Raw genomic sequence first — 25,384 nt, 5'->3', positions numbered from 1 at the left:
CGGCCAAGATTGAGGGTACGGTTCAGTCGTGCACTTCGTCATCATGGGCTGCGGCCGGGTTGGCGCCACCATGGCCGCTCAGCTGGACCGCATGGGCCATTCAGTGGCCGTCATCGACAGGAACTCCGAGGCCTTCCGGCGCCTCCCCAAGGATTTCAACGGCCGCAAGGTCAAGGGCGTGGGTTTCGATCGGGACGCCCTTGAGCAGGCGGGGATCGACGAGGCCTACGCTTTCGCCGCCGTGTCCAACGGGGACAACTCCAATATCGTCTCGGCTCGCGTGGCCCGCGAGACCTTCGGCGTGGAGCACGTGGTCGCCAGAATCTATGACGCCAACCGCGCCGATGTCTACGAGCGGCTGGGCATTCCCACGGTCGCCACCGTGCGCCGCACGGCGGACCAGATGATGCGCTGGATCCTGCCCGGGGGCTCAGCACGGGAGGCTGAGGACCCCTCCGGCGCGGTCAGCCTCGTCCAGCCCGATGCGTCCTCGGGCTGGGTGGGCGTGCCCGTGGCGACGATCGAGGACCGCGTGGGCGGGCGCGTCGCCTGGATCTCGCGCGGCTCGGGGGCGCTCGTGCCCGAGCCCACCACCCTGCTGCAAGAGCATGACCGCCTTCACCTGGCGGTTGCCACCGAACGCATCACCGCCGCGCAGCGCGTCCTATCCCGCCCGCCCGTCCTGGAGGCCTGAGCCATGAAGATCCTCATCGCCGGAGCCGGCAGCGTGGGGCGCTCCATCGCCCGCGAGCTCATCAGCCACGGCCACGAGGTCACGCTCGTGGACCGCTCGGCGGAGGCCATGCGACTGTCAACCGTCCCCGACGCCGACTGGCAGCTCGCCGACGCCTGCGACGTCGAGGCCCTGGACGACGCGGGGGCCGGGGAGTGCGACGTCGTCGTGGCCTGCACGGGCGATGACAAGGCGAACCTGGTCATCTCCCTGCTGTGCAAGACCGAGTACGGGGTCCCCCGCACGGTGGCGCGCGTCAACAACCCGAAGAACGAGTGGCTCTTCGACGAGACCTGGGGCGTGGACGTGGCCGTCTCAACGCCGCGGATCATGACGGCGCTGGTGGAGGAGGCCGTGAGCGTAGGCTCCCTGGTCGCCCTGTTCACCTTCCACCAGTCCGGGGCCTTGATGCACGAGCTGACCCTGCCGGACGACTCCCCCATGATCGGCGAGTTCGTGTCCTCCGTGGTCCTGCCCCCTCACACGGTGCTCACCGCGATCCTGCGCGAGTACCGGCCGATCACCCCCGACGAGGATGAGCGCTTCGAGCGCGGGGACGAACTCATCTTCCTGACCGCCAAGGAGGGCGAGGCCGCGCTGGGGGAGATCCCGGAGATCTTCAACGCCTGACCCCTCATCGCGCGCCCCGGTTCGGCGCGCCCCGACTAGTCCCGGGGCCGCACCAGGAGCCAGACGAGCCACAGGGTCAGCGCGTACAGCGGCAGCCCCAGGATGATCCTGGCCGCCCCGAGCGGCCCGACGGCGCCCGCCAGGTACAGGGGCAGTTCGATGACCAGTCGCAGGGCGAACATTCCCGCCAGCACGGCGGTGCCCCAGGTGTAGCGGCGCCGATCGGCCCGCAGCGCGGGGTCCTTGCGCCAGGCGGCCCAGCCCGCGCCGTCCTGGCCGTCGGTGGTGGCGCGCCACAGGCCCATCAGGACTCCCACGAGGGGCCAGCGCAGCGCCAGGGAGCCAGCGGTGACCGCGAACCACCCGGCGTTGATGAGCAGGCCCGTGATGTAGAAGTCCTCGGCCTTGCCCGTGCGCCAGGCCCAGGCGGCCGAGATGGCGGCCAGGGCCGCCCCGCCGATGACCTGGGTGAGGCCCTGGCGGGCGGCCAGGCGCGCCACGAGGCCGACGGCGCTGATGGCCAGGGAGGCCACGAGCGCTGGGATGAGGGCGGAGGGGCGCAGCGCGACGATGGTGACGAAGACGAGCGTGGGGGCGACGGATTCGATGATGCCGCGCCAGCCGCCCACGGCGGTCGAGACGTCGAAGGCCTGGGCGCCGATGGCGCCCAGCCCGCCCGCGGGCCTCGCCTGGCCCTCCTCCCGGGGGCCGGCCCCCTGCTCCGATGCGCGCTCGTGGCTCATCGTCGGGCGCTCAGCAGTTCGTAGGCGGGGTTGAAGATCGTGGGCCTCGCGCGGCCGGCGACGACCATGCCCTCCACGGACAGGCGCGCGCCGGGCTCGATGCCCACGATGCGGCGCCGCCCCATCCACACCAGGTCCACGCTGCCGGTCCCGTCGAACAGCTGGCCGACGAGCACGGGTCGGGCCTCGGAGGGGCGGTAGGTGACGGCGCGCAGCGCGCCGGTGACGCGCACGCGGTGGCGGGGGACGATGCTGGCGATCTCCACGGCGCCGAGCTCGGCCAGGCGCTCCCCCGCGGCGCGGGCCTCGTCGTCGGCGTCGAGGTCCTCCCGGCTGCGGCCCAGGGAGCGCAGGCGGGCGAGCAGGCCCGAGGCCGGCCTCATCGGACCTCGGCGATGGTGGGGCCCGGGGCGAGCGGGTCCAGGCCGGGCAGGTCCTCGACCTGGGGAGCCGCCGCGGCGCCCGGGACGTGGAGGGGGAGGATCTCGCGCGGGGGCCGGGCCGCGCCGTCGCGCACGACGACGACGCCGCGGAAGACGTCGCGCAGTTCGCGGGCGGCGGCGTCGTCGACGGCGGCTGGGCCCTGGAGCACACCTCGCAGGAACCAGCGGGGGCCGTCGACGCCGAGGAAGCGGACCGGCACGGTGCCGGTGGCGCCCTCGGCGTTGCGCACGGGGACCTCGGCGATGATCTCGACGCCGTTCTCGCCGTCGATCTCCTCGGTGCGGGCCTGGGCGCGGCCGAGCTCGTCGAGGATGTCGGCGCGCAGCTCGTCCCAGATCCCAGAGGTGCGGGGGGCGGCGAAGGCGCGCAGTTCCAGCGTGGAGCCGCCCAGGGCGAGAGAGACGGCCTGGATGCCGCCGCCGGGGCCGGGGGACTCCATGCGCAACTGCATGCCGTCGATGGCGGGGACCCTCAGGGACCCGAGGTCGATGCGGGTGTCATCGTCGTCCTCGGCGACCTCCCCGGAGTCCCAGGGGCCGTCGGCCGGGCGGGCGGCGGCCTCCGAGGACTCGTCGTCGAAGGCCTCCTCGCCGTCCTCGGGGGAGCCGGCCGAGCCCCCGGCAAGGGCGTCATCATTGCCGCGCTCGCTCTTGCGGCGGGAGAACAGTGCCATAGGGGGCTCCTTAGGTGATTGGGGGATCCTCGGCCGTGGTCAGCCGACGGTGGGGCGGCGGTCAGCCGGCGCAGTCGGTGCACACCGGCAGGCCGGTGGCGTCGTCGATGTGGGCGAGCTGGCTTCGGTGGTGGACGAGGAAGCACTCCGAGCAGGTGAACTCGTCCTCGAGCTGGGGCACCACGTGGACGCTCAGCTCCTCGCGGGACAGATCGGCGCCTGGAAGCTCGAAGCCCTCGGCGACCTCGTTCTCATCCTCCTCGATCGCCTCGGAGGACTGATCCTTCTGCCGGGCGGCGGTCAGTTCCTCGATGGAATCGGCTTCGGGCTCGTCATCGTGCTTACGCGGGGCGTCGTAGTCAGTCGCCATGGGCCACGTCACTCTCTCTCGTCGACGGCTCGTCACGCGGGGTCCGGCAGCAGGGGCACTACCGGGCAGGCTCGCCTCCACGCAGAGGCGGTCCCGTTCAGAGCAGGGCACGCGCACCATAGCACCGCTGAGGATCAGCGCAAGCCCCCGTGAGACGGGGCGTCCTGCCCGGTCCGGGAGCGGCTCACCGGCGGGTCTCCCCGGCTTGGCCGCCCTGTGATGGCAGGCTGTGCCCTGGAACGAGAGATCCTTGAGGAGGCGCATTGCCATGATCGAGCTCGAGCTCCTGGGCGCGAACGGCGACACGGTCGTTCTAACGGATGCCGACGGCGAGCGCTACAGCGTTGTGATCGACGATGCCCTGCGCGCCGCGGTGCGCCGTGACCGAATCGCCGCCCTGGCGCAACCCGCGGACGCCGCGCCGACGGACTCCCCCGTGCGCCCCAAGGACCTCCAGTCCCTCATGCGGGCCGGGGCCTCGGCGGAGGAGGTGTCCGCCGCCACCGGCATGAGCCTGGAGCACGTGCGCAAGTACGAGGGCCCGGTCATCGCCGAGCGCCGGTGGGCCGTCCAGCAGGCTCAGGCCTGCCGCATCGGCTGGGGGAAGGACTCCCCCGTCCTGGGCGACCTCGTCGTCGACCGCCTGGCCACCCGTGCCGTCACGCCCGCCAGCCTGGAGTGGGATGCGATGCGCGAAGGGCGCGACCCCTGGCGCATCTGCCTCACCTTCGTCCAGGGCGCCCAGGAGAAGCAGGCGCGCTGGCTCCTCGACCTCTCCGCTCGCACCGTGACCGCCCTCGATGACGAGGCCCGCTGGCTCACCGAGGCGGCCTCGCCCTCAGCGCGGCGCCCCGACGTCTTCGACCAGGATGACGCCCCGGCACCGGGCGCGCTCCTCTCCACATCGCGCACCAGTCGCACGGTCCCCACGGGGCTGCCTGTCGTGGACAGGCCCCTGGAGGGCGCTCGGGACGGGGCCGCCCCCGCGCTGGACCCCACCGACGCGCTCCTGGCGGACCTGGCCTCCAGCCGCGGGCGGCGCGTGGAGGTCGGCGTCCCCGACGACGACCCGGCCGGCGCCGACGCCGCCTGGGACCCCGCCGCCCAGGACCCGTCCCAGGGCGAGGCCCAGGTGCTGTCCATGGAGGGTCGCCGCCGCCGCGCCAAGGGCTCCTCCAACCACCCTGCCGGCAAGCGCAGGGGCGGCGCGGGAGAGAGCCAGGAGCGCGGCTCCGACGCCGCTGAGGGCTCGAAGGGGCCCGGTGAGAAGGGCTCCCGCTCCCGGCGCGGCAAGGCCGTCGAGCCCGCGGACGTCTCCGACCCCACCACGGAGGTCGCCGCGGTGGCCCGCATCAGCGGCGTCCATCAGGAGGCGCTGCCCGAGATGCCGCAGGCCTCCGCCAAGCCCAAGCGGCGGGCGCGCCGCTCCGTGCCCTCCTGGGACGAGATCGTCTTCGGCGCCAAGCCCGAGTAGGCGGGCGCGCGGGCGGCGGCTCCCGGCGTCAGGCGCTCGTGATGAGCAGGGGGATGCGCGTTTCGGCGCCGGTGAAGGAGCCGTGGACGCCGGGCATCCCCAGGACGGCGTCGGCGTGGACGCGCGGGTCGAGCACCACCCAGGCGCCGGCGGCCGCCACGAGCACGTCACCGGTGACGCCGCGCGCCCTCTCGCTGAGCGGGCCGAGATGCTCTCCGGCCTCGTCGCGGGTGCCGACCCACAGCGCCCTCTCCCCCAGTTCCGCCCGCCAGCGCTCGGCAACCGCCGCTGCTCGCTCGGAGCGCTCGGCGTCGTCGCGGCCGCCGACGTAGAGGTGGGTGAATCGCGGCTCCCCCGCCACGCAGGCGACGTCCCGCATGAGGCGGGGCGAGTCGGTGACGAGGAGGCGGTGCTCGTCGTCGGTGTCGACCATGCCGTGGTCGGCGGTGAGCATGATCCGCGTGCCGCCCGGGACGCGGCGGACGAGCTCGGCCATGAGGGCGTCCAGTCGCTCCAACTGGGCCAGCCACTTCTGCGAGCGCCAGCCGTGGGCGTGCCCGGCGTGGTCGAGTTCGCCCACGTACAGGTAGACGAGAGGGACGCCCCGCCTCAGCGCCTCGGCGGCGTGGCCGGCGCGCGATTCCATGGCGTCGGCCCCGATATGCGGTGCGCCGCGCAGTCCCGCCTCGGTCAGGCCCGAGCCGGCGAAGCGGGCGGGGCCGATCGTCACGGCCAGGGGCCGGTCCGCGGCGGGGCGATCGGCAGGACGAAGGCGCTCGAAGATCGTGGGCACGTCCTGCCAGGCGCGCGGGTCCGGGCAGCGCCCCTCCCAGGAGATGAGGCTGAGCAGATCGGAGCCGGCGGGGGCGCCCTCGGCGGAGGCCGGTGGCAGCAGGGGGTTGCGCACCGAGTAGCCGACCATGCCGGTCGTGCCGGGCAGGGCGCCCGTGCCGAGCGCGGTGAGGGCGGCCGCCGTCGTCGAGGGCCGGCAGGTGACGGCGTCGGGGCCCGGCCCCTGGCCCGCGCGGGCGGCGGCCTCGGAGTCGGCCAGCAGGCCCCGCAGGACCGGGGCGTGGCCCCGCCGCTCGCGCAACTGGTCCAAGCCGAGCCCGTCCACGAGCACGATGACGGTCGGTGGGGCCGATGCGGCCCCACCCACCGGCATCAGCCCCCAGCGCACGGCGGCGTCCTCAGCCTGGGCGCGCGTGAGAGCGCCGTCGGGGCCATCGGCCAGGGAGAGCCCGGAGGCGAGGGCGGCGGCGCCCAGGACCTCGCGCAGGTGCGGGACAGGGGCGGCCGTGGGCCGATCCCCCGGGTTGTTCGGCGTCGTCATGCGGTCATTGTGCCACCGGGCACGGGTGTCGCTGCCCGGGCGGGGGCCGCCCGAACAGGACAATGCCCCCATGCCGAAGTCCGCCACCCGCACGCCCCCTCCGACCGACGGCGCGATCGTCGAGCAGGATCTCTCTAGCGAGATGCGCTCAAGCTTCCTGGAGTACGCCTACTCCGTCATATACTCCCGGGCCCTGCCCGACGCCCGTGACGGCCTCAAGCCCGTCCAGCGCCGCATCCTGTTCCAGATGGACCGCATGGGACTGCGGCCGGACCGCCCGCATGTGAAGTCCTCGCGCGTCGTCGGCGATGTCATGGGCAAGTTGCACCCCCACGGGGACGTGGCGATCTACGAGGCGCTCGTGCGCCTGGCCCAGCCCTTTACCATGCGCCTGCCGCTTATCGACGGGCACGGCAACTTCGGCTCCCTCGACGACGGCCCCGCCGCCCCCCGCTACACCGAGGCCCGCCTGGCCGCCCCCGCCCTGGCGCTGACGGCGGACATCGACGAGGACACCGTCGACTTCGCCCCGAATTACGACTACACGCTCACCGAGCCGGGGGTACTGCCCGCGGCCTTCCCGAACCTGCTGGTCAACGGCGCCTCGGGGATCGCCGTGGGCATGGCGACGAATATGCCGCCACACAACCTGGGCGAGGTCGTCAGCGCCGCCCGCCACCTCATCGAGCACCCGGATGCCACGCTGGAGGACCTCATGGCCTTCGTGCCGGGCCCGGATCTTCCCGCGGGCGGCATGATCGTCGGCCTGGACGGCATCCGGGAGGCCTACCGCACGGGCCGCGGCAAGTTCCTCACCCGCGCCACCGCCCGCGTCGAGAACGTGACGGCCCGCAAGAAGGGCATCGTCGTCACCGAGCTCCCCTACTTGGTGGGTCCGGAGAAGATCATCGCGGCCATCAAGGACAGAGTCGCCTCCAAGAAGCTCCAGGGCATTACCGACGTCGCCGATCTGACCGACAGGAAGAACGGGACCCGCCTGGTCATCGGGGTCAAGAACGGCTACAACCCCGAGGCGGTCCTGGCCCAGCTCTACCGGCACACGCCGCTGGAGGACTCCTTCGGCATCAATAACGTGTGCCTCGTGGACGGCCAGCCCCGCACCCTGGGCCTGCGCGAGCTCCTCGAGGTCTTCGTGGGCCACCGCCTCAGGGTGGTGGAGCGGCGCACCCGCTTCCGCCTGGGCAAGCGGCGCGAGCGCGCGCACCTGGTGGACGGCCTGCTCATCGCCATCCTCGACATCGATGAGGTCATCGCGCTCATCCGCTCCTCGGAGGACGCGGCCACGGCGCGGGAGCGCTTGCAGCAAGTCTTTGACCTGTCCGAGGCGCAGGCCTCCTACATCCTGGAGTTGCAGCTGCGGCGCCTGACCAAGTTCTCCGTCATCGAGTTGGAGAAGGAGCGTGACGAGCTGGCCCGGGAGATCGAGGCCCTGGAGGCGATCCTCGCCGATGACGTCCTCCTGCGCCGGGTGGTCTCCCGCGAGTTGGCCGCTGTCTGCGAGGACTTCGCCACGCCGCGCCGCACCGTGCTGCTGGAGGCCCCCGGCGCCGCCGGCCCGCGCTCCGCCAACGGCGCGGGCGGCTCGGATGGGTCGGCGGGGCCGGCCACGGTGGGCCTCATGGCGGGCGTCATGGCAGGTGTCAAGGACGTGCCCTTAACGATCCCGGACGACCCGTGCCGGATCCTGCTGTCCGCCACGGGCCTCGTGGCGCGTGCGGCGGGGGCCGAGCCGGTGCCCCGCTCGGGCGCGAGACAGCCCCATGATGCCCTGGTCTCCCAGGTGGCGACGACGGCGCGCGGCCGCGTGGGCGCGGTAACCGACACCGGCCGCCTCGTGCGCCTTGACGTGGTCTCCGCCCCCGAGGTCCCGCGCCTGGAGGGGGCGCCCTCCCTGGCGGGGGGCACCCCGGCGCGGCTCCTAGTGGAGATCGAGCCCGAGGAGCGCGTGGTGGGGCTCGTGCCGGTGGGCGACGCGGGCGCGAACCCGATCGTCCTGGCCACGGCCGCCGGCGTCATCAAGCGCGTCAAGGTGGGCGATGAGCCCGCCAGGGGCGATTCCTGGGACGTCATCTCCCTGGGCGAGGGCGATTCCGTGGTCTTCGCGGGCACCGCCGCCGACACCGATGTGCTCACCCTCGTGGCCTCGGACGCCCAACTGCTGCGCTTCGAGGCCTCGAAGGTGCGCCCGCAGGGCCGCGCGGCCGGGGGCATGGCGGGGATCAGCCTGCACGACGGCGCCCGCGTGGTCGCGGCGTCGGCGGTGAGCGCCGATCTGCTGGCCGAGGCGGTGGTGGTGACCGTGGCCGCCAGCGCGGGCGCCCTGCCCGGAACGGGCGGCAGCGTCAAGGTGACGCCCCTGGACCGTTACCCGGCCAAGGGCCGGGCCACCGGGGGCGTGCGCGCTCAGAGGTTCCTGCGCGGCGAGCACGAGCTGGTCCTGGCATGGGTGGGCGTGGGCCCGGCGCGCGCCGTCGGCTCGGGGGGCCAGAGCATCACCCTGCCGGGCCCCGACGAGCGCCGCGACGCCTCCGGAATCCCGACCATCTCGCCCATCACCGCCATCGGCTGATCGCCGCCCGGGGCGCGTACAGTCCTGCCATGAGCGGTCTTCTCATCCGTGGCGCGCGCCCTGTCCGCTTCCGCGGCCGCAGAGAACTGGGGCGCCTGCGCGCCGCCGCGCGCGCTGGGCTGAACGAGCCCCCGGCCCCGGGCGGCCCCACGGATCTGAGGATCGAGGCGGGCGCCGTCGTCGAGATGGGGCCGGCCCTGGCGCGCCACGACGGCGAGGAGGTCCTTGACGCGGGGGGCGCTTGGCTCATCCCCGGGCTGTGGGACGCCCATGCCCACCTGGACCTGGAGGCCGCCCGCGTGGCGCGCCTCGAGTTGGGCCGCGCCACGCGGGCCGAGGAGGCCCTGGCGATCGTCGCGGCGCAGGCCCGGGCTCTGCGCTCGGGCGCGGCGGATGGTCCCGCGCTCATCCAGGGATTCGGGCACCGCCTGTCCAACTGGCCGCGCGTGCCCAGCGTGGCCGAACTCGACGCCGTCACCGGCCCGATCCCCACCGTCCTCGTCTCGGGCGACGCCCATTCCGGGTGGGTGAACTCGGCGGCGCTCACGCTGCTCGGCCTGCCTCCCGCGACCAGCGCCGACCCCGGCGCGCCGTTGATGGAGGGCGAGTGGTTCGCCGCCCTGAACCGCCTCGACGACATCCCCGGCTCGCGCGAGCTCGTCGAGTCGGGCTACCGCGGGGTCTTGGAGGACATGGCCGCCCGCGGCATCACCGGCGTCACCGACATGACCTGGGGGCAGGACGCCCCCGCCTGGGCCGCGCGCCTGGATCGCATGAGCGCGACCGGCCCCCTGCCGGGCCTACCGCGCATCCGGGTGTCGACCTACCGCGAGGGCCTGGAGGAGCGGATCGACGCCCATCTGCGCACCGGCGACCCCCTGCCGGGCTCCCCCGTGGGCGGCGACGGCTCGGCGCTGCTGACGCAGGGGCCTCTCAAGATCATCTCGGATGGCTCCATGGGCACGGGCACGGCCCGCCTGCGCAGCCCCTACCCCGCCGATCTGGGCCTAGCCCACCCCCACGGGGTGATGAGCGTGGGGCTCGACGAACTCACCGGCCTGCTGGGCCGGGCCCACGAGCATGGGATGACGGCGGCCGTCCACGCCATCGGGGACGCCGCGCTCATCGACGTCGCCCGGGCCTTCGCCCGCACGGGCGCGCGGGGACGCGTGGAGCACGCGCAACTGCTGCCGGCCGATGCCGCCGGGCCGGAGGGCGCGCTGACGGTGCTCGTGCGGCTCGGCGTCGAGCTGAGCGTCCAACCGGCGCACCTCATCGACGACTGGGCCGCCGTGGGGCGGGTGTGGCCGGGGCTGGAGTCGCGCTCATACGCCTTCGCGGACATGGCCGCGGCCGGAGCCATGCTCGCCCTGGGCTCGGATGCCCCGGTGGCGCCGCTCGATCCGTGGCTGGCGATGAGCGCCGCCGTCGGCCGACGCGCTCCGGACGGCTCGGTGTGGTCCCCCGAGCAGCGCCTGAGCGCCGAGGAGGCCCTGGCGGCCAGTGTCGACGGCGCCGGGCCCGTTGGCGTGGGGTCGCGGGGCGACCTCGTCCTGCTGCCGGATAATCCCCTCAGGCTCGGCCCGGAGGAACTGCGGGCGGTGCGCCCACTGGCCACGCTGGTCGCCGGCGCCCTGACCGCCCACCGCTGAGCATCACTGCCGGGATCACACATCCAGGCCGTAGAGGATCGTGCCGCGCGTGGGCTGGTAGCCGAGCCGCTCGTAGAGGCTGCCGGCGCCCGTCGGGCTCGCGGAGTCGACGCCGGCGGCGGCGTACTCCATGCCATCGGCCGCGTAGGCGCGCATGGCCGCGGCCAGCAGGGCCGCTCCGAGGCCGCGATCGGCGTACTCGGCGAGCGAGCCGAGCATGTCGGTGTAGCCCTCCTTCCAGCCCAGCGCCTCCCAGTCCTGCTCGTACCGGCTGGACAGGAGGTACCCGGCGATCCGGGCGCGGTCGCTGGAGCGGTCCAAGGCCACGAAGGACCACTCGGGGGCGAAGAAGGCCCGGCCCGCGGCCCACCGCTCGGGGCTCATCGGCTCCGCGCCGGCGTCGTCTGCCGCCCGGTTGTGGGCCCGCAGGATCGCCTCGTCCAGGTCCTTGGACCACGGCTCGATGCTGAGGAAGCGGTCCACGGGGGCCGTGGGGATCGGCTCGCTCAGCGAGCGGCGCACCTCCCGGTACCAGCGCTGGGGCGAGTATCCGAGGTTCTCCAGATGCGTCTTCATCCGCTCATCGTCCTCGAGCACCGTGGTGATGATGTGGGCGGGGATGAGGGAGCCATCGCCCTGCCTCCCCGCGCGCTCGGCGCCGATGAGGTGGCGGGCGCGCTCGGACTGCCAGTGCAGGATCGCCCCGCCGATGCCCCGGCCCCGCCAGCGCGGGTCGACGACGCCGAGGATGGAGGCGAAGATCTCCGCGGCCGGGCGCACCCGGGCGAGCCCGAAGGCGCGCATGACGCCATCGGAGTCCCTCCCGGCGACGCCGGAGTACGTGGGGTCGAGGAAGTACTCGGCGGTCTCCTGCTCGGTGGTGCGGTAGGGGGGATCATCGACATCCTCGGCCCGGGCGACGAGCGCGGCCAGCTCGGCGTTGTCGGCGGGACCCAGGGGCCTCCAGGACAGGGAGCAGGGCAGGGCGGAGCGCGCGCCCGGGCGCATCATCGACCACGCCGCGGCCGCGGTGGCCTTGGGCCGTCCGTAATATGCCATTACCGCCTCCCTGCTGCCTGATCCGATGCCCCGGAGATGAGCCGCCGACGAAGCGCCGATGAGCTGCCGCCGCCGGCTCCACGGCCGGCCCGCTGCCGGCCTCATCCGGGGGCGCTCGTGTCCTCAGCGACACCCGCCCCGGCACCGGGACCCGTTCCCGGCAAGGCTACCGGAGAGGCGGGGCCGGCCCCTCCTCCTGCAGGTGGAACCGGGAGCGGCCCGGGGCGGGCGGTGGCCGGCCGCTCGCCGTCGCTCAGGCGTCGATGCGATCGCGGTCCACGGCGTCGGCCCCGGCAATGATGAAGTCGCGGCGCGGCTCCACGCTGGAGCCCATGAGGAGCTCGAAGACGTCCTCGGCGTGGGTCAGGGCGGCCTCGTCGGCCAGGGTGATGCGGCGCAGGGTGCGGTGCTCGGGCTCCATGGTGGTCTCGGCGAGCTGGTGGGCGTCCATCTCCCCCAGGCCCTTGTAGCGCTGGGGCTCCTTGAAGGAGCGCCCCTGCTTCTCAAGCCGGCGCAGGGTGTGCACGAGCTCGTTGTCGGAGTAGGTGTAGATGATCTCCTTCTTGCGGCGCCCGGAGCCGGAGACCTCGACGCGGTGCAGGGGCGGAACGGCCGCGTACACCCTGCCGGCCTCGATCATGGGGCGCATGTAGCGGAAGAAGAGGGTGAGCAGGAGGGTGCGGATGTGGGCGCCGTCGACGTCGGCGTCGGTCATGAGGATGACCTTGCCGTAGCGGGCCGCGTCAAGGTCGAAGGTGCGCCCCGAGCCCGCGCCCACCACCTGGATGATCGCCGAGCACTCGGCGTTGCGCAGCATGTCCGCCTGGGAGGCCTTCTGGACGTTGAGGATCTTGCCGCGGATGGGCAGCAGCGCCTGGTACTCGGAGTTGCGGGCGTTCTTGGCGGTGCCGAGCGCAGAGTCGCCCTCCACGATGAACAGCTCGGAGTGGGCGACGTCGTTGGAGCGGCAGTCGGCGAGCTTGGCCGGCAGGGTGGAGGTCTCCAGGGCGGTCTTGCGACGGGTGATCTCCTTGTGCATGCGCGCGCTCACACGGGCGCGCATCTCCCCGACGACCTTCTCCAGCAGCGATCGGGACTGGGTCTTCAAGTCCCTCTTGGTGGAGGTGAGCAGGGCGGTGAGTTCCTTCTCCACGACGCGCGCGACGATCTGGCGCACGGGGGCGGTGCCCAGGACCTCCTTGGTCTGCCCCTCGAACTGCGGCTCGGGCACCCGCACGGTGACCACGGCGGTCAGGCCCGCCATGATGTCGTCCTTCTCGATGCGGGGGTCCTTGGCCGTCATCCTCAGGGCGCGGGAGTTGGCGTCGATCTGCTTGCGCAGCACCTTGACGAGGGCCTGCTCGAACCCGGTGAGATGGGTGCCCCCCATGGGGGTGGCGATGATGTTGACGAAGGAGCGCTCCAGGGTGTCGTAGCCGATGCCCCAACGCAGGGCGACGTCGACGGAGCAGGTGCGCTCCACCTCCACGGGTCGCAGGTGGCCGGTGGACTTGTCGAGCTGCTGGACGGTCTCGGTGTAAGCGCCCTCTCCGCTGAGCCGGAAGGTGTCAGTCACTGAGGCGTCAGTGGCGAGGAAGTCGACGAAGTCGGCGGTGCCGCCGCGAGCCTGGAAGACCTCGACGCCGTCCTCCCCACCGGTGTCGAAGAGGTCCCCCGAGCCCTCGACGGCGTTCTTGGCGGCCGCCCGCAGCGAGGCCTCGGCCACGGCGTCGTCGGTGGCCCCGGCGTCGGCGGCGGGCGTGCTGGAGGCGGCGACGGCCTCGGCCTCGGGGCGCTGATCGTCAAGGGACAGGGTCAGGCCGGGCACAAGGAAACTGGTCTGGCGCAGGCGGGCACGCAGGGCCCCGGCGTCGTACTCGGTGGGCTTGGGGAAGATCTGGGGGTCGGCCCAGTAGCGCACGCGGGTGCCGGTGACGCCGCGCTTGACCTTGCCGATGACGCGCAACTCGGAGGCGTCGGTGAACTCGGTGAAGGGTGAGTCGGGGCCGCGGCCGGCGGAGTCGTCGAAGGAGCCCGGGACGCCGCGGTGGAAGCTCATGGCGTAGGTCTTGCCACCGCGGTCCACCTCGACGTCCATGCGGGAGGCCAGGGCGTTGACGACGGAGGCGCCCACGCCGTGCAGGCCCCCGGCGGCGCCGTAGGAGCCGCCGCCGAACTTCCCGCCGGCGTGGAGCTTGGTGTAGACGAGCTCGACGCCGGTCAGCCCGCTGGAGGGCTCGATGTCGACGGGAACGCCGCGCCCGTTGTCGCGCACCTCGATGGAGCCGTCGTCGTGGACGATCACCGAGATGGCGTCCCCATGCCCCTCGAGGGCCTCGTCGACGGCGTTGTCCACGATCTCCCACACGCAGTGCATGAGGCCGCGCTGGTCGGTGGAGCCGATGTACATGCCGGGGCGCTTGCGCACCGCCTCGAGCCCCTCCAGGACGGAGAGGTGGCGCGCGGAGTAGTCGCCTCGGCTGGTCTTGTTCTCGGATGCGGGCACGCCCGGAATCTAGCCGACGCCGAGGCCGCGCCGCTTCTGCCGCGCCGCTGGCGCGACCCGCCGGCCCCGTTCCGGGACGAGGCTCACAGGGGACGCGCTGACATGCGCGGAGTCACGGAAACATCACGAGATGACACCTGGTCTATGAAACCCCTGGAATTAAACGAGTTTCCCTGTGGGTTGTACGCCTCGACAGCGCCGGAGCCAGAACCGCCGCCCCGTCCGCGACTCCACATCCACCACGGCGGTCGATCACCGCCCCAACAATGAGGTTCCTTCACACCCATGCATGACTCCACCACGCCCGAGCAGGCCCCCGAGGCCACCGCGCGCACGGGCTCCGACATCGTCACCTCCCCCACGGCCCGCCGCGCCCTGGCCTCCGGGCGCATCATCGTCGGCGCCTACCTGCTGTGGGCCTTCTTCGACAAGGTCTTCGGCCTGGGCTACGTGGTCCCCCCGGAGGGGGCCTGGATCCGCGGCGGGACGCCCGCGCAGGGGTTCATCAACCACATCAAGGGCCCCTTCGCCGGCGTCTTCTCGGTCTTCGCCAACCCGGTGGGGGACGTCCTGTTCATGGCCGCGCTCCTGGGCATCGGGGCCGCCCTGGTACTGGGGATCGGACTGCGCATCGCGGCGGCGAGCGGCACGCTGCTCATGCTCATGCTCTACCTGGCCGAGTTCCCCCTCATCAACGGTGGCACGAACCCGATCATCGACGACCACTGGCTCTTCGCCGCCATCATGATCACCTCGGCCCTCACCCTCGCCGGTGACACCTGGGGCCTGGGGCGCCGCTGGGCGATGAAGGTGGGCGACGGATGGCTGCGCTGAGCGACGGCGGGCCCCGGCCCCCCGCCCCCGCCTCCGGCCCCGTGCTCGTCTACGACCCGGACTGCTCGGTGTGCACCGCCTTCGTGCGCCAGTTGGGCAAGCGCGTCCACCCCTCGACCGCGCTGCAGTTGACCCCCTCCTCGCATTGGGACGGGCCCGGGGCCGAGTGGACCGACCGCTCCGCGGTCTTCTACGACTCGAAGGAGGATGCCTTCCACGTCGAGGAGCAGGCCATCGGGCGGGCGCTCATGATCGCGGGCCCGCTGCCCAGGGTCGCCGGCAACCTCATCATCCGCCAGCCTCTCAAACCGCTGGCCAGGACCGTGTACCGGGCGATCGCCCGCAACCGGCACAGGGTCGGCTGCCAGGGCTCGTGCTCCCTGCCCCGGTAGCGGGCGAACGCCCCGGGTCGGCTGACGGCGAACGCGCTGCGCCCGGGGCGGAAACCGGCGGACACGGGCCGGGGAGGTCGCCCTCCTGTGGTGCAATCGAGCCATGACAACCGCGAGCACTTCCGTCGTCGAGCGCCCGGGCCGCGCGCCCGAGGCCGTCTCCAGCGCCGAGGGCACCGACGTCGAGACCCGTCCCCTGACCACGGCGGACCGCTGCGACGCCTGCGGCGCCCAGGCCTGGGTGCGCGTAGTCCTCGTCTCGGGAGAGCTTCTGTTCTGTGCCCACCACGGGCGCGCGCACGCGCCGGCGCTCGCTGAGCGGGCGCTGTTCATCCAGGACGAGAGCCCCCGCCTCACCGAGGGAGCCTGATCCCGAGCCCGTTCCCCCGGTGTAGCCGGCATTACGCGAGCGCGCCCGATCCGCGAAGGATCGGGCGCGCTCGCCGCCGTTACTCCGCCGTCACGCCGCCGTCACTGGACGCGCGGCCCGGCCAGCGCCGGCGGAGGTGGCGGACGGGACCGCGACCGCGCGTGACTGGCCGCCATGGCATCGCGGCCAGGGGGCGCGCGGCCCCTGGCCGCGATGGGACGCGAGCCCGCGCTCGGGCGTCAGCCAGCGTCCGTGGCCTGGACTCCCTGGCCGTGGAAGTTGGACTGGACGACGGTGCGGTCGCCCAGGGGCGCGGCGAGGGTGACCCTCACGGTCGCCATCTCGAGGATCGCCGGGCAGTGCGCGGGGGCGCCCGGCAGGCCCCCGACGGAGAGGTTGATGTCCACGGCGCCGGGCGATTCCCCGACATCTGTGTGGACGCCCAGACAGGTCGCCGAGCCGGTAGAGAAGGCGAGCTCGATCGTAGTGTCGTCAATGGCGCGCCAGGTGTCCCACACCTGGGGCTCGGGGGTGATGAGGTCGTCGCGCGAGACCCACTCACCCCCCGTGCTGGCCTGGGTGGCGGTGGGCGTCCCGGTGGTGGCGGGCTGCCCGGTGGCGGCGGGCTCCTGCGATGCTGAGGAGCCGGAGTCCTTGGAGTCCTTGGAGCCCTTCGACTGGGAGCAGGCGGCGACCAGCAGGGGAAGGCCGACGGCGCCTAGGCCGAGCACCAGCCGCCGGGCGGGCGGGCCAGGGCGGGAGGGGAATGTGTTTCTCATGCGCCCATCCTCCCCTGGACCAGCGTCCAGCGTCCAGGAGCCCGCAGGTCAGTGGCGGCGGGGCCACTGACCACGCGCGGAGCGGGTCCCGGGATCAGTCGAGGTAGTCGCGCAGGACCTGGCTGCGCGAGGGGTGGCGCAGCTTCGACATGGTCTTGGACTCGATCTGCCGGATGCGCTCGCGCGTGACCCCGTAGACCTTGCCGATCTCGTCGAGGGTCTTGGGCTGGCCATCGGTCAGGCCGAAGCGCATGGAGACCACGCCAGCCTCCCTCTCGGACAGGGTGTCGAGCACCGCGTGCAACTGCTCCTGCAGGAGGGTGAAACTCACGGCATCGGCGGGGACCACGGCCTCGGAGTCCTCGATGAGGTCACCGAACTCGCTGTCCCCGTCCTCGCCGAGCGGCGTGTGCAGGCTGATGGGCTCGCGGCCGTACTTCTGGACCTCGACGACCTTCTCCGGCGTCATGTCCAACTCGACGGCGAGCTCTTCCGGGGTGGGCTCGCGGCCCAGGTCCTGGAGCATCTGGCGCTGCACGCGGGCGAGCTTGTTAATGACCTCCACCATGTGGACCGGAATGCGGATCGTGCGGGCCTGGTCCGCCATGGCGCGGGTGATGGCCTGGCGGATCCACCACGTGGCGTAGGTGGAGAACTTGTAACCCTTGGTGTAGTCGAACTTCTCCACGGCGCGGATGAGGCCGAGGTTGCCCTCCTGGATGAGGTCCAGGAAGAGCATGCCGCGGCCGGTGTAGCGCTTGGCCAGGGAGACCACGAGGCGCAGGTTGGCCTCGAGCAGGTGGTTCTTGGCGCGCTGGCCGTCCTGGGCCACCCAGTGCAGCTCACGGCGGTACTTCGCGGGCAGGTCGTTGCCCTCGGTGGCCAGCAGGTGCTCGGCGTACAGGCCGGCCTCGATGCGCTTGGCGAGTTCCACCTCCTGCAGGGCGTTGAGGAGCGCGACCTTGCCGATCTGCTTGAGGTAGTCCTTGACCGGGTCCGCCGTGGCGCCGGCGGTGACGACCTTCTGCGCGGGCTCGTCGGCGTCGTCGGAGTCCGAGACGGTGAAGGAGCCGTCCTTGTCGCGGTCCTTGGCGCGCTTGCCGGCCTTCTTGGCGGCGGCGCGCTCGGCCTCCTCGCGGCGCATCCTCTCCAGCTCCCCGGTCAGGGCGGCGATCGAGGGCTCCATCTTGATGCCCTTGATGACCCAGCCGCGGAAGATGTAGCCGTTCTCGGCCAGGAACTCGCGGGCCACCAGGGGCGCGGAGTCGCCGATGGTGAAGCGCGGGACGGGGCCATGGCCGTACGGGGCCAGGGTGATCGGCTCCTCAAGGGTGCCGTTGCCGTCGATCTCCAGGCCCTCCACGATCGTGTGGGAGCGCACGTAGAGGGTGGCCCCGGGGGCGAGCTTGACGCCCTTGAGGGCGGCCGGCGTGTTGAAGGGGCGCTTCTTCGTGCCGTCGCCGTTCTCCCCCAGGTTCACGTCGAGGTAGTAGTCGCGCAACTCCGGGGCCGGGCCGTCGTCGTCCTCGGCATCCTCGTCGTCCTCCTCGTCCTCGGGATCATCCTCGTCGGAGTCCTCGTCCAAGTCGTCGTCGAGGTCCTCCTCCTGCTCCTCGGAGTCATCGGAGTCCGCATCGAGGTCGAAGTCGTCCTCGGGGATCTCATCGGCGTCGTCGATGTTCCGAGCACGCTTGCGCAGGGCAGTGGAGGAAGCCACGGGGCACCTTTCACGTGGGGATTCTGCTCGGCGGCCGACCAGCCCCTCGGCTCCCCTCATCTCCATTCCGGGAACCGGGCGCAGTCCACCACCATCGCAGCGGGCAACCCAGCAATTGTAGCGTTTATTCCCGCTGCGCCCGGCATCGGCCCAGCGCAGTGGTGCTCGGCGGCCCCAGGCGGGCGCCCCCGGGATCAGCCGACCGCCTGGGGCCCGCGTCGCCTCTCCCGCGACTGCCGCCGTCTTTGCCACTAACCTGGCGCCATGACGCAGATCGACCGCACGATGAGCCTCGTGCGCCAGGCAGTGGACGAGCGCCTCTCGCAGGCGATCGCCGAGCGGAGGGACGAGTGGTCCGATGCCGGGCCCGCCGCGGCCGAGCTCCTCGACGCCGCCGCCGATCTGCTGCGGGGCGGCAAGCGGATGCGGGCCGTGCTGGCCGCCATCGCCCTGTCCGCGACCACTGATGGCGCGCGCCGAGAGGATGTCCTGTCCGGGCGGGCCTGCGCCGGCCTGGGCGCCGCCCTGGAGCTCTACCAGGCCAGCGCCCTCATCCACGATGACGTCATCGACGCGGCGCTGACCCGCCGGGGCCTGCCCGCGGCCCACCGCCGCTTCGCCACCGCCCACCGGGGCTCCCACTGGCTCGGCGACGCGGAGGCGCATGGTCGTAGCGCGGCGATCCTCCTGGGGGACCTGCTCCTGTCCGCCGCGGGCGCCGAGCTCGGGGCGGCCCTCGCCCAGTGCCCGCGGGGGACCCGGGCGGCGGCGCGGGCCGCCTTCGACGCCATGACGGAGGAGGTGGCGCTCGGCCAGTACCTGGACGTGCGGGCGGAGTCCCTGCCCCTGCCCGATGAGGGCGCGGATCACGCCGCCGCCGGGCGGGCGATGGAGGAGGCCGCCCTGGCCGTGGTCCTGCGCAAGTCGGCCCGCTACTCCGTCATGCGCCCCCTGCTCATCGGCGCGCTCCTGGGGGGGCTGCCGCCCGGGGGTGAGGGGGCCCGCCGCCTCGCGGAACTGGGCGAGGCCGCCGGGGTCGCCTTCCAGCTGCGCGACGACGAGCTCGGGGTCTTCGGCGACCCCGCCTATACGGGCAAGCCCGCCGGGGACGACCTGCGCGAGGGCAAGCGGACGGTGCTGCTGGCGCTGGCCTGGCAGCGCTGCGACGCCGGGGGCAGGGCGGTCCTGCGCCGCGTCCTGGCCAACGCCCGGGCGGATGCTGGGGAGATCGCCGCGGCCGCAGCGATCATCGAGGAGTGCGGGGCCCGGGCCGCGCACGAGGAGAGGATCGAGGCGCACGCCGAGCGGGCGCGCCGGGCGCTCGAGGCGCTCATCACCGCGGAAGCGGGGCTCTCCAGGAGCGCCGCCGCCGACCTGGCCTCCGTCATCTCCCTGCTGACCGACCGCAGCGCCTGACCCACGCGGGCCGCCCCGGCGCTGCGGTCCGGCGCGGGCTCCCGGGCCCCATACAATGCCGTCGTGTCCCACGACCCCCTGACTGGCCGGATCGTCGACTCTCGCTACGAGGTCGGCCAGCGAGTGGCGCGCGGCGGCATGGCCACGGTCTACAAGGCTCATGACCGCCGTCTTGAGCGTGATGTCGCCCTCAAGCTCATGCACGCCCACCTGGCGGACTCCCCCGACTTCGTCGCCCGCTTCCGCAGGGAGGCCAGGGCCGCGGCGCGGCTATCCAATCCCGGCGTCGTCGCGGTCTACGACCAGGGCGCGATCGACGGCATCGCCTACATCATCATGGAGTACGTGCCCGGGCCCACCCTGCGGGACCGCATCGCCTCGGGCCCCCTGACGGTCGCCGAGGCCCTGGAGATGACCAGCCACGTGCTCCGGCCGCTGGGCGCCGCGCACCGCGCCGGCCTCATGCACCGGGACATCAAGCCGGAGAACGTCCTGCTGCCGGCGGACGGCTCCGTGCCGAAGGTCGCCGACTTCGGTCTGGCCCGGGCGGTCACGGAGGCCACCCAGACCTCCACGGGCAACATTCTGGGGACGGTGGCCTACCTCGCCCCCGAGCTCATCACCTCCGGGGCCTCCACGCCGCGCGCCGACGTCTACTCGGTGGGGGTCATGCTCTTCGAGCTGCTCACCGGCGAGCAGCCGTTCAGCGCCGACACCCCGATCCAGATCGCCTTCCGCAACGTTCACGAGGACATCCCCGCGCCCTCGACGCGCGCCGATGGGATACCGGCCGCCGTTGACGGGCTCGTGGCCTCGATGACCGCACGGGACCCGCAGGAGCGGCTCGCCAACGCCGACGACGCGCTGCGCGCGGTGAGGGAGGCGGCCGCTGAGGCCGTGGATGAGGCCGGGGCCGACGGCGCGCCGGCCACCGGCGCCGCCGCGGCGATCGGCGCCATGCTGAGCGCCGCCATGGGCGCGGCCGGTGAGGAGGGCGCCAGCCGGGCCGCCTCCCCGCCCGGGGCGAGCAGCGGCGCGGAGACGACCAGCGCGGATGTGGCGGGCAGTGCCGGCAGCGCGGGCAGCGCTGACGGTGCCGCCGACTCGGCGGGCGCGCCCGGCGCGGCGAGCCCGGCCGACGCTCCCAGCCCCGCCAGCGCGGGAGTCTCCACCAGCGCGGCCACGCCCGCCGAGGCCTCGCTGACGGCCCGCCTGCCCCGGAGCCCCCTCGATCCGGGCGCCATCACTCCCAGCGCCGGTATGCGCACGGTTTCCCTGCCGATCGGCTCGATCTCCAGCACGAGCGGCGATGATGCCGACGGCGAGAAGGATCCCGACGCGCGCGCGGCCGGGCTCCTCGGTCGCCGCCTCCTCATCGCGGGTGGCGCGCTCGCCGTCCTTGGCGCGGTGGGCGGCGCGGGCGCCTGGTACTTCGCCGCCGGCCCGGGGCGCCGGGTCAGCGTCCCCAGGATCGAGGGCATGACCACGGAGGAGGCCAGTGCCGCCGTTTCCGGGGCGGGACTGGTGTGGGCCGAGCCGACCAAGGTCTACTCCGACTCCGTCCCGGCCGGCACGATCATCTCGGCCACGCCGGCGGGCGGCACCTCGGTGACCGTCGGGGCGCGCATCCAGACCGTCGTCTCGCTCGGCGTTGAGCGGAAGACCGTGCCGGACGTCGTGGGCAGGACCGAGCACGACGCCCAGACCGCCATCATCGACGCGGGCCTGACAGTGGGCCAGACCTCGAAGGAGCACTCCTCCTCCGTGGCCCCCGGCATGGTGATCTCCACCGATCCGGGGGCGGGCCAGTCCCTGGACAAGGGCTCGACCGTCAACATCACGGTCTCCAAGGGGCGCCCCTCGGCCACGGTGCCCGACGTCGTCGGCAAGACCGAGGAGGAGGCACGCAAGGCCATCAAGGCCGCTGGCCTGGAGATGGGCATCCCTACCAGGGCCAATGACAAATCGGTCAAGGAGGGCCGCGTCATCTCGCAGTCGCCGAGGAAGGGCGCCAGCGGCGTCCACAAGGGCGACACCGTCGCGCTCGTGATCTCGCAGGGCCCGAAGATGGTCACCGTCCCCGATGTGACGGGGAAGTCCGAGAGCGAGGCGAGGAAGACCCTCAAGGACGCCGGCTTCGAGACGCAGGTGGACAAGGCCTGGACGGGCCACGTCTTCGGCGAGGTCGACTACACCAAGCCCGCCAAAGGCGAGCAGGCCGCCGAGGGCTCTACGGTGATCGTGCACATCAAGTGACGCCGCCCCGGTGATCGACCGACGCGGCCAGACGCGTCGGCGAGTCCCGCGACCGGACGGGCGCCGGGAGGCCCAGACGGCTCACTCAGCGGCTGCGCGCGCCCGGCGCGCCAGGAGGGCGATGATCCCCGTGCCGTTGCCGCGCAGTTCGCGCAGTCGGTCGCGCCAGGGCTCCGGCCAGCCGAGGGCCTGCCCCTGGGCGGTGACGATGGCCAGGGCGAGAGCGGCGCCGGCGGCGTCCTGGCGGCGCAGGAGGGCATCGGCGGTGCTGATGGGGATGCCGGACTCGGGCAGGAGGCGCAGTCGGCGGGCGCGCTTCAGCGCCGCGGCGGCGGCTTTGACGAGCTCCCCGGCGAGGCTCGCGTCGCCGGTGGCCCCGGCCAGGCGCTCCAGGGAGGCCAGGCACGCGACCTCGTCCTCCCAGTCGGTGGCGGCCAGGCGACTGGCCCAGGGAGCGCCGAGCGGGCGGGAGTCGCGCTCAATGTCCTCAAGCAGGGCGCTCATGGCCTCCAAATGCTCGCGGTGCCAGCGGAGGGAAGCGCCATCGTCAGGGATCATGGCGGCGGCGAGGCTCTCCATGCGGCGCGGGTGAGGCGGATCCGCCCCGGGCTGGGCGTTGGGCGCGGCGCCGCGCGCGAGCCGGCGCAGGACCGCCAGGTGCTCACTCCAGTCGGCCGACAGCGCGCTATGCCCGGCGATCGCGATGATCGCGGCGGCGGACTCGGCGGGGGCGCCGTCGCGAACGATGCTCTCCAGGAACCTGGGCAGGTCTGGCAGGACGTCGCCCCACTCCCCCAGGGCCGCGATGAGCTCGGGCTCGCGGGCAGCGGCGAGCAGGAGGCGGGCGTAGCGCGGACGATGGCGGTCGGCGACATGCCGGGGCGATGTTGCCGACAGAGCGAGAGCGGCGTCGCGGCCCTCGGTGGCCACGTGGGCCAGGATCGTCCAGGCCTCGGGGGCGTCGAGCCAGGCGATCATGGCGCGGGCGGCGGCCAGGCGCACATCGGGGCGGGTGTCGCGCGCCATGGCGGCACCGGTGAGGGTGGGCAGGTCCGCGGGGCGGTGGAGGCGGGCAAGGACGCGCAGGGCCTCCTTGCGAGCGCTCATGCGGATGGGGCCGGACAGCGCGCTGGTGAGGATCTTGGAGGCCATGGCCGGGTCGAGGCGCGCCGCGCAGGCCATGGCGCCGTCGAAGGCGGTGCGGGCCCAGTCCTCCCCGGCGTGGTGGACGATCTCGCGCAGGGCGGCCTCGGGGTCGGACAGGTGGGCGAGGGCCCCCAGGGCGGAGGCGCGGGTCTCGGGGGCGCCGTCGTCGAGCCAGGGCCTCAGGTCCTCAACGGTGGTAGCCGGGATGCGCGCCAGGGCGATCAGGGCGCAGTGGCGCTCAGGGCGGGTGGTGGTGCGCGCGTCGATGCGACGGCGCAGGGCAGAGGCGTAGGAGGCGAGGTGCTCGGGGTCCCAGCCGCGGGCGCCCTTGGGAAGGAGCGCCAGGTAGGTGTGCTCGCGGTGCCAGAAGCGGCCCCGCAGCGGGCGGTCGAGGAAGAGGATCTCGACGAGGTCCTGCCGCATGGTGGCGATGGCATCGGTGACGGGGCGCAGGGCGGCGAAGGACTCATCGCGGCGCACGAGCTCGGCCACGCGCTCACCGCGGGTGGCGGGGTCGGCCAGCCATGCGACGGCGGCCCCCAGGCGGTCCGCGGCGACGGGTGAGTCGAGCGCCTGCACGAGGAGGGAGTCGAGCAGACGATCGCCGTTCGCCCGGCGGCCGAGGGCGGAGTGGAGGTCGAGGAGGAGGCCGCACTCCCCCGCGAGGGACTCCTCGCGAAGCCGCTTGGCGAGGGCCTCGACGGCGGCGGCGGCCAGGGCGCGCCCGGGGGTGATCGGCGGGTGCCACAGGCGCGGCTCGTCGCCGACGGCGGCCTCGAGGAGTCGCGCGGGGGCAGTGGGTGAGCCCCCAGTGGCGATCGCGTGGTCGATCAAGGCCCAGGCGAGGCCCTGCAGGGTCCACTGAGTGGCGGTGGAGGCGTCCTGGGCGCGCACGGCCGCGCGGGTGAAGCCCTCCAGGGGTGTCAGGGGGCAGTTGGCCAGGACGGACAGCGGGATGGAAGCCAGGGCCCTGGCGACGACGAGGCGAACGGGGTCCTGCTCGTGGTCGAGGGCGCCGAGTCGCAGGAGGACGTCGGTGAGCGCGTCGGCGTCGCGGCCGCGCCCGGCGGAGGCGATGAGGGCGGCCCAGGCCTGGGCGCGCTCCTCCGCGCCCAGGGCGTGGATGCGAGGCGCCGCCTGGAGCATGGCCTGGTCGGGTGGCAGGAATCCGGCGAGCGAGAGCTGGGCGAGGGCGCTGGCGGCGTCGGGCAGGGCCGCCATGCGCTGGGCCTCGCGCTGGCGCCGGGCTCGGGGCAGAACCTCCAAGAGGGCGTCGGAGTAGTGGCGGTGGGTGGTGTCGATGCCGTCGAGGGCGCCGTCGAGGACCTCCTCGCGATCCCGGGGAGGCAGGGCCGCGAGGATGGCGGCGAGGCGGCCGTCGTCGTCACGGCCGGCGCGGGCCAGGGCGATGCGCTCGGGGACGGTGAGCAGGTGGAGGGCGCGGTGGAGGCTCTTGACCAGGCGGGCGCTGGCGGTGGTGAGGTGGCGCTGGCCGACGTCGTGGGGGGCGCGGGCCAGCAGGGCGCCGACGGCGGAGGGATTGTGACGCAGGAGGCGCCCGAGGTGGGGGTCGAGGCCGTCGGGGATGACGCGGGTGGGCCCGGCGGTCAGGAGCAGGGCGATGACCCCGCCGGGCAGGCTGGCGGCGAGCGGGGCGTAGGCCGTGCAGGCCCAGGCCCAGGCGCGGTCGCGCTGGACGGGGGCGGCGTCCTCCAGGCGGCGGGCGAGCTCATCGAGGACGACCCCGGGGTGCCGCCGGGCCAGGGCAGCGAGGCTGGGCAGGAGGTCGCCGAGGTCGGCGATGAGGGAGCGGGCGGTGGGCTCGTCGGCGGAGGCGAGGAGGCGGGCGCGGTCGGCGTCGGCCAGGGGAAGGCTGAGAAGGATCGCGGCCATGTCGGTGCGCCGCGTGGCGCGGATGCGGTGCTCCAGGGCTCGGCGCTGGTTCAGGGGCAGGGAGAGGTAGCGGGTGGCGAGATCATCGGTGCCGGGGACGGCGCTGCGGCTGAGGGCGCGCACGCGCTTGACGTCGCCGATCGCCCTGGCGGCGGCCAGGACGAGGCCGGCGTGGTAGTCGGAGCGGGCGGCGAGGCCGTCGAGGAGGGGGCCGAGGGCGGGATCGGCGGCATGGTCGCGGGCGAAGCGCACGAGGGCGCGCACGCGATCGGCATGCGGGAAAGAAGGCAACTGCCGAGCCAGGGATTCGGCGTCGGGAAGGGTCATGGGCCGAGACTACCGGGCGGCCTGCCGCTTCTTAGCGCCGGCGGCGA

The 25,384-nt window shown here is 73.6% G+C and carries 20 protein-coding genes; 10 read left to right on the top strand and 10 right to left on the bottom strand.

The features are described 5' to 3' along the window. The first annotated feature begins 28 nt into the window (after positions 1-28). Together GVV75_RS01790 and GVV75_RS01785 are read left to right on the top strand one after the other, a co-directional pair. A complete protein-coding gene (locus GVV75_RS01790) occupies positions 29-694 on the top strand; it encodes a potassium channel family protein (protein WP_159523094.1) in 666 nt (221 codons plus the stop codon). Between the two features lie 3 nt (positions 695-697). Further along, positions 698-1,363: a potassium channel family protein gene (locus tag GVV75_RS01785; protein WP_159813249.1), complete on the top strand. Its 666-nt coding sequence runs from the start codon at positions 698-700 to the stop codon at positions 1,361-1,363. Positions 1,364-1,398: 35 nt separating this feature from the next. Here the strand turns inward: GVV75_RS01785 and GVV75_RS01780 are convergent, their stop codons facing one another. From GVV75_RS01780 to GVV75_RS01765, 4 genes are all read right to left on the bottom strand, one after another. After that, a complete protein-coding gene (locus GVV75_RS01780; protein ID WP_159716725.1) occupies positions 1,399-2,106 on the bottom strand; it encodes a DUF3159 domain-containing protein in 708 nt (235 codons plus the stop codon). Beyond that, positions 2,103-2,489, bottom strand: a complete 387-nt coding sequence (locus tag GVV75_RS01775; protein WP_159523100.1) for an OB-fold nucleic acid binding domain-containing protein — start codon at positions 2,487-2,489, stop codon at positions 2,103-2,105. The genes GVV75_RS01780 and GVV75_RS01775 overlap by 4 nt, the downstream gene beginning before the upstream one ends. Continuing rightward, positions 2,486-3,223 (bottom strand): DUF3710 domain-containing protein, encoded by a 738-nt coding sequence (locus GVV75_RS01770; RefSeq protein WP_159523102.1) that lies wholly within the window; start codon positions 3,221-3,223, stop codon positions 2,486-2,488. The genes GVV75_RS01775 and GVV75_RS01770 overlap by 4 nt, the downstream gene beginning before the upstream one ends. Positions 3,224-3,284: 61 nt before the next feature. Continuing rightward, positions 3,285-3,593 (bottom strand): DUF4193 domain-containing protein, encoded by a 309-nt coding sequence (locus GVV75_RS01765; protein WP_159523104.1) that lies wholly within the window; start codon positions 3,591-3,593, stop codon positions 3,285-3,287. 268 nt (positions 3,594-3,861) lie between these two features. On the opposite strand from GVV75_RS01765, the gene sepH reads away from it, so the two are divergent. Continuing rightward, positions 3,862-5,067, top strand: coding sequence for a septation protein SepH (gene sepH, locus GVV75_RS01760; protein ID WP_159813248.1), 1,206 nt, complete (start codon positions 3,862-3,864; stop codon positions 5,065-5,067). Between the two features lie 28 nt (positions 5,068-5,095). Here sepH and GVV75_RS01755 read toward each other — a convergent pair whose 3' ends face one another. Continuing rightward, complete coding sequence (locus tag GVV75_RS01755; protein ID WP_159813247.1) at positions 5,096-6,400, bottom strand: alkaline phosphatase family protein; 1,305 nt, start codon at positions 6,398-6,400, stop codon at positions 5,096-5,098. Positions 6,401-6,470: 70 nt separating this feature from the next. On the opposite strand from GVV75_RS01755, the gene GVV75_RS01750 reads away from it, so the two are divergent. After that, positions 6,471-8,990, top strand: coding sequence for a DNA gyrase/topoisomerase IV subunit A (locus tag GVV75_RS01750; RefSeq protein ID WP_159813246.1), 2,520 nt, complete (start codon positions 6,471-6,473; stop codon positions 8,988-8,990). Positions 8,991-9,019: 29 nt separating this feature from the next. Beyond that, a complete protein-coding gene (locus tag GVV75_RS01745; RefSeq protein ID WP_159813244.1) occupies positions 9,020-10,642 on the top strand; it encodes an amidohydrolase in 1,623 nt (540 codons plus the stop codon). 15 nt (positions 10,643-10,657) lie between these two features. Here GVV75_RS01745 and GVV75_RS01740 read toward each other — a convergent pair whose 3' ends face one another. Both GVV75_RS01740 and GVV75_RS01735 read right to left on the bottom strand, forming a co-directional pair. Continuing rightward, positions 10,658-11,701 (bottom strand): GNAT family N-acetyltransferase, encoded by a 1,044-nt coding sequence (locus GVV75_RS01740; RefSeq protein WP_159813242.1) that lies wholly within the window; start codon positions 11,699-11,701, stop codon positions 10,658-10,660. A 253-nt stretch (positions 11,702-11,954) separates the two neighbouring features. Beyond that, positions 11,955-14,207 (bottom strand): DNA gyrase/topoisomerase IV subunit B, encoded by a 2,253-nt coding sequence (locus tag GVV75_RS01735; protein WP_159813240.1) that lies wholly within the window; start codon positions 14,205-14,207, stop codon positions 11,955-11,957. A gap of 285 nt (positions 14,208-14,492) precedes the next feature. Between GVV75_RS01735 and GVV75_RS01730 the strand changes: the two genes are divergently transcribed. From GVV75_RS01730 to GVV75_RS01720, 3 genes are all read left to right on the top strand, one after another. Beyond that, positions 14,493-15,041 (top strand): DoxX family protein, encoded by a 549-nt coding sequence (locus GVV75_RS01730; RefSeq protein WP_159523118.1) that lies wholly within the window; start codon positions 14,493-14,495, stop codon positions 15,039-15,041. Then, positions 15,029-15,433 carry a DCC1-like thiol-disulfide oxidoreductase family protein gene (locus GVV75_RS01725; RefSeq protein WP_159523120.1) on the top strand — a complete coding sequence of 135 codons (405 nt, stop codon included), beginning with the start codon at positions 15,029-15,031 and terminating at the stop codon, positions 15,431-15,433. Before GVV75_RS01730 ends, GVV75_RS01725 begins: the two co-directional genes overlap by 13 nt. A gap of 103 nt (positions 15,434-15,536) precedes the next feature. Further along, on the top strand, positions 15,537-15,803 hold the full coding sequence (locus GVV75_RS01720) for a DUF7455 domain-containing protein (protein ID WP_159813238.1): 267 nt from the start codon (positions 15,537-15,539) through the stop codon (positions 15,801-15,803). A 239-nt stretch (positions 15,804-16,042) separates the two neighbouring features. On the opposite strand, the gene GVV75_RS01715 is transcribed toward GVV75_RS01720, so the two are convergent. Then, a complete protein-coding gene (locus tag GVV75_RS01715) occupies positions 16,043-16,582 on the bottom strand; it encodes a hypothetical protein (RefSeq protein ID WP_159813236.1) in 540 nt (179 codons plus the stop codon). A gap of 94 nt (positions 16,583-16,676) precedes the next feature. Further along, on the bottom strand, positions 16,677-18,299 hold the full coding sequence (locus GVV75_RS01710) for an RNA polymerase sigma factor (protein WP_159523126.1): 1,623 nt from the start codon (positions 18,297-18,299) through the stop codon (positions 16,677-16,679). A 264-nt stretch (positions 18,300-18,563) separates the two neighbouring features. Here GVV75_RS01710 and GVV75_RS01705 point away from each other — a divergent pair, with 264 nt between their 5' ends. Then, entirely contained in the window at positions 18,564-19,715 is a 1,152-nt protein-coding gene (locus tag GVV75_RS01705) for a polyprenyl synthetase family protein (protein ID WP_159813234.1), read from the top strand. A 63-nt stretch (positions 19,716-19,778) separates the two neighbouring features. Then, positions 19,779-21,971 (top strand): Stk1 family PASTA domain-containing Ser/Thr kinase, encoded by a 2,193-nt coding sequence (locus GVV75_RS01700; protein ID WP_159813232.1) that lies wholly within the window; start codon positions 19,779-19,781, stop codon positions 21,969-21,971. A gap of 81 nt (positions 21,972-22,052) precedes the next feature. Here the strand turns inward: GVV75_RS01700 and GVV75_RS01695 are convergent, their stop codons facing one another. Further along, entirely contained in the window at positions 22,053-25,337 is a 3,285-nt protein-coding gene (locus GVV75_RS01695; protein WP_159813230.1) for a hypothetical protein, read from the bottom strand. Positions 25,338-25,384: the final 47 nt, after the last annotated feature.

Source organism: Actinomyces sp. zg328 (genome assembly GCF_009829635.1).
GTDB classification, from domain to species: domain Bacteria; phylum Actinomycetota; class Actinomycetes; order Actinomycetales; family Actinomycetaceae; genus Actinomyces; species Actinomyces marmotae.
The sequence above is the reverse complement of the archived record's forward strand: the minus strand, read 5'-3'. Positions and strand labels throughout refer to the sequence as shown.

What these genes read in the sequence shown, in the direction of transcription:
- GVV75_RS01730 (WP_159523118.1), top strand. Translation starts at nt 14,493, where the DNA reads ATGCATGACTCCACCACGCCCGAGCAGGCCCCCGAGGCCACCGCGCGC.
- GVV75_RS01715 (WP_159813236.1), bottom strand. Translation starts at nt 16,582, where the DNA reads ATGAGAAACACATTCCCCTCCCGCCCTGGCCCGCCCGCCCGGCGGCTG.
- GVV75_RS01740 (WP_159813242.1), bottom strand. Translation starts at nt 11,701, where the DNA reads ATGGCATATTACGGACGGCCCAAGGCCACCGCGGCCGCGGCGTGGTCG.
- sepH (WP_159813248.1), top strand. Translation starts at nt 3,862, where the DNA reads ATGATCGAGCTCGAGCTCCTGGGCGCGAACGGCGACACGGTCGTTCTA.
- GVV75_RS01765 (WP_159523104.1), bottom strand. Translation starts at nt 3,593, where the DNA reads ATGGCGACTGACTACGACGCCCCGCGTAAGCACGATGACGAGCCCGAA.
- GVV75_RS01745 (WP_159813244.1), top strand. Translation starts at nt 9,020, where the DNA reads ATGAGCGGTCTTCTCATCCGTGGCGCGCGCCCTGTCCGCTTCCGCGGC.
- GVV75_RS01720 (WP_159813238.1), top strand. Translation starts at nt 15,537, where the DNA reads ATGACAACCGCGAGCACTTCCGTCGTCGAGCGCCCGGGCCGCGCGCCC.
- GVV75_RS01780 (WP_159716725.1), bottom strand. Translation starts at nt 2,106, where the DNA reads ATGAGCCACGAGCGCGCATCGGAGCAGGGGGCCGGCCCCCGGGAGGAG.
- GVV75_RS01775 (WP_159523100.1), bottom strand. Translation starts at nt 2,489, where the DNA reads ATGAGGCCGGCCTCGGGCCTGCTCGCCCGCCTGCGCTCCCTGGGCCGC.
- GVV75_RS01725 (WP_159523120.1), top strand. Translation starts at nt 15,029, where the DNA reads ATGGCTGCGCTGAGCGACGGCGGGCCCCGGCCCCCCGCCCCCGCCTCC.
- GVV75_RS01770 (WP_159523102.1), bottom strand. Translation starts at nt 3,223, where the DNA reads ATGGCACTGTTCTCCCGCCGCAAGAGCGAGCGCGGCAATGATGACGCC.
- GVV75_RS01755 (WP_159813247.1), bottom strand. Translation starts at nt 6,400, where the DNA reads ATGACGACGCCGAACAACCCGGGGGATCGGCCCACGGCCGCCCCTGTC.
- GVV75_RS01705 (WP_159813234.1), top strand. Translation starts at nt 18,564, where the DNA reads ATGACGCAGATCGACCGCACGATGAGCCTCGTGCGCCAGGCAGTGGAC.
- GVV75_RS01695 (WP_159813230.1), bottom strand. Translation starts at nt 25,337, where the DNA reads ATGACCCTTCCCGACGCCGAATCCCTGGCTCGGCAGTTGCCTTCTTTC.
- GVV75_RS01750 (WP_159813246.1), top strand. Translation starts at nt 6,471, where the DNA reads ATGCCGAAGTCCGCCACCCGCACGCCCCCTCCGACCGACGGCGCGATC.
- GVV75_RS01785 (WP_159813249.1), top strand. Translation starts at nt 698, where the DNA reads ATGAAGATCCTCATCGCCGGAGCCGGCAGCGTGGGGCGCTCCATCGCC.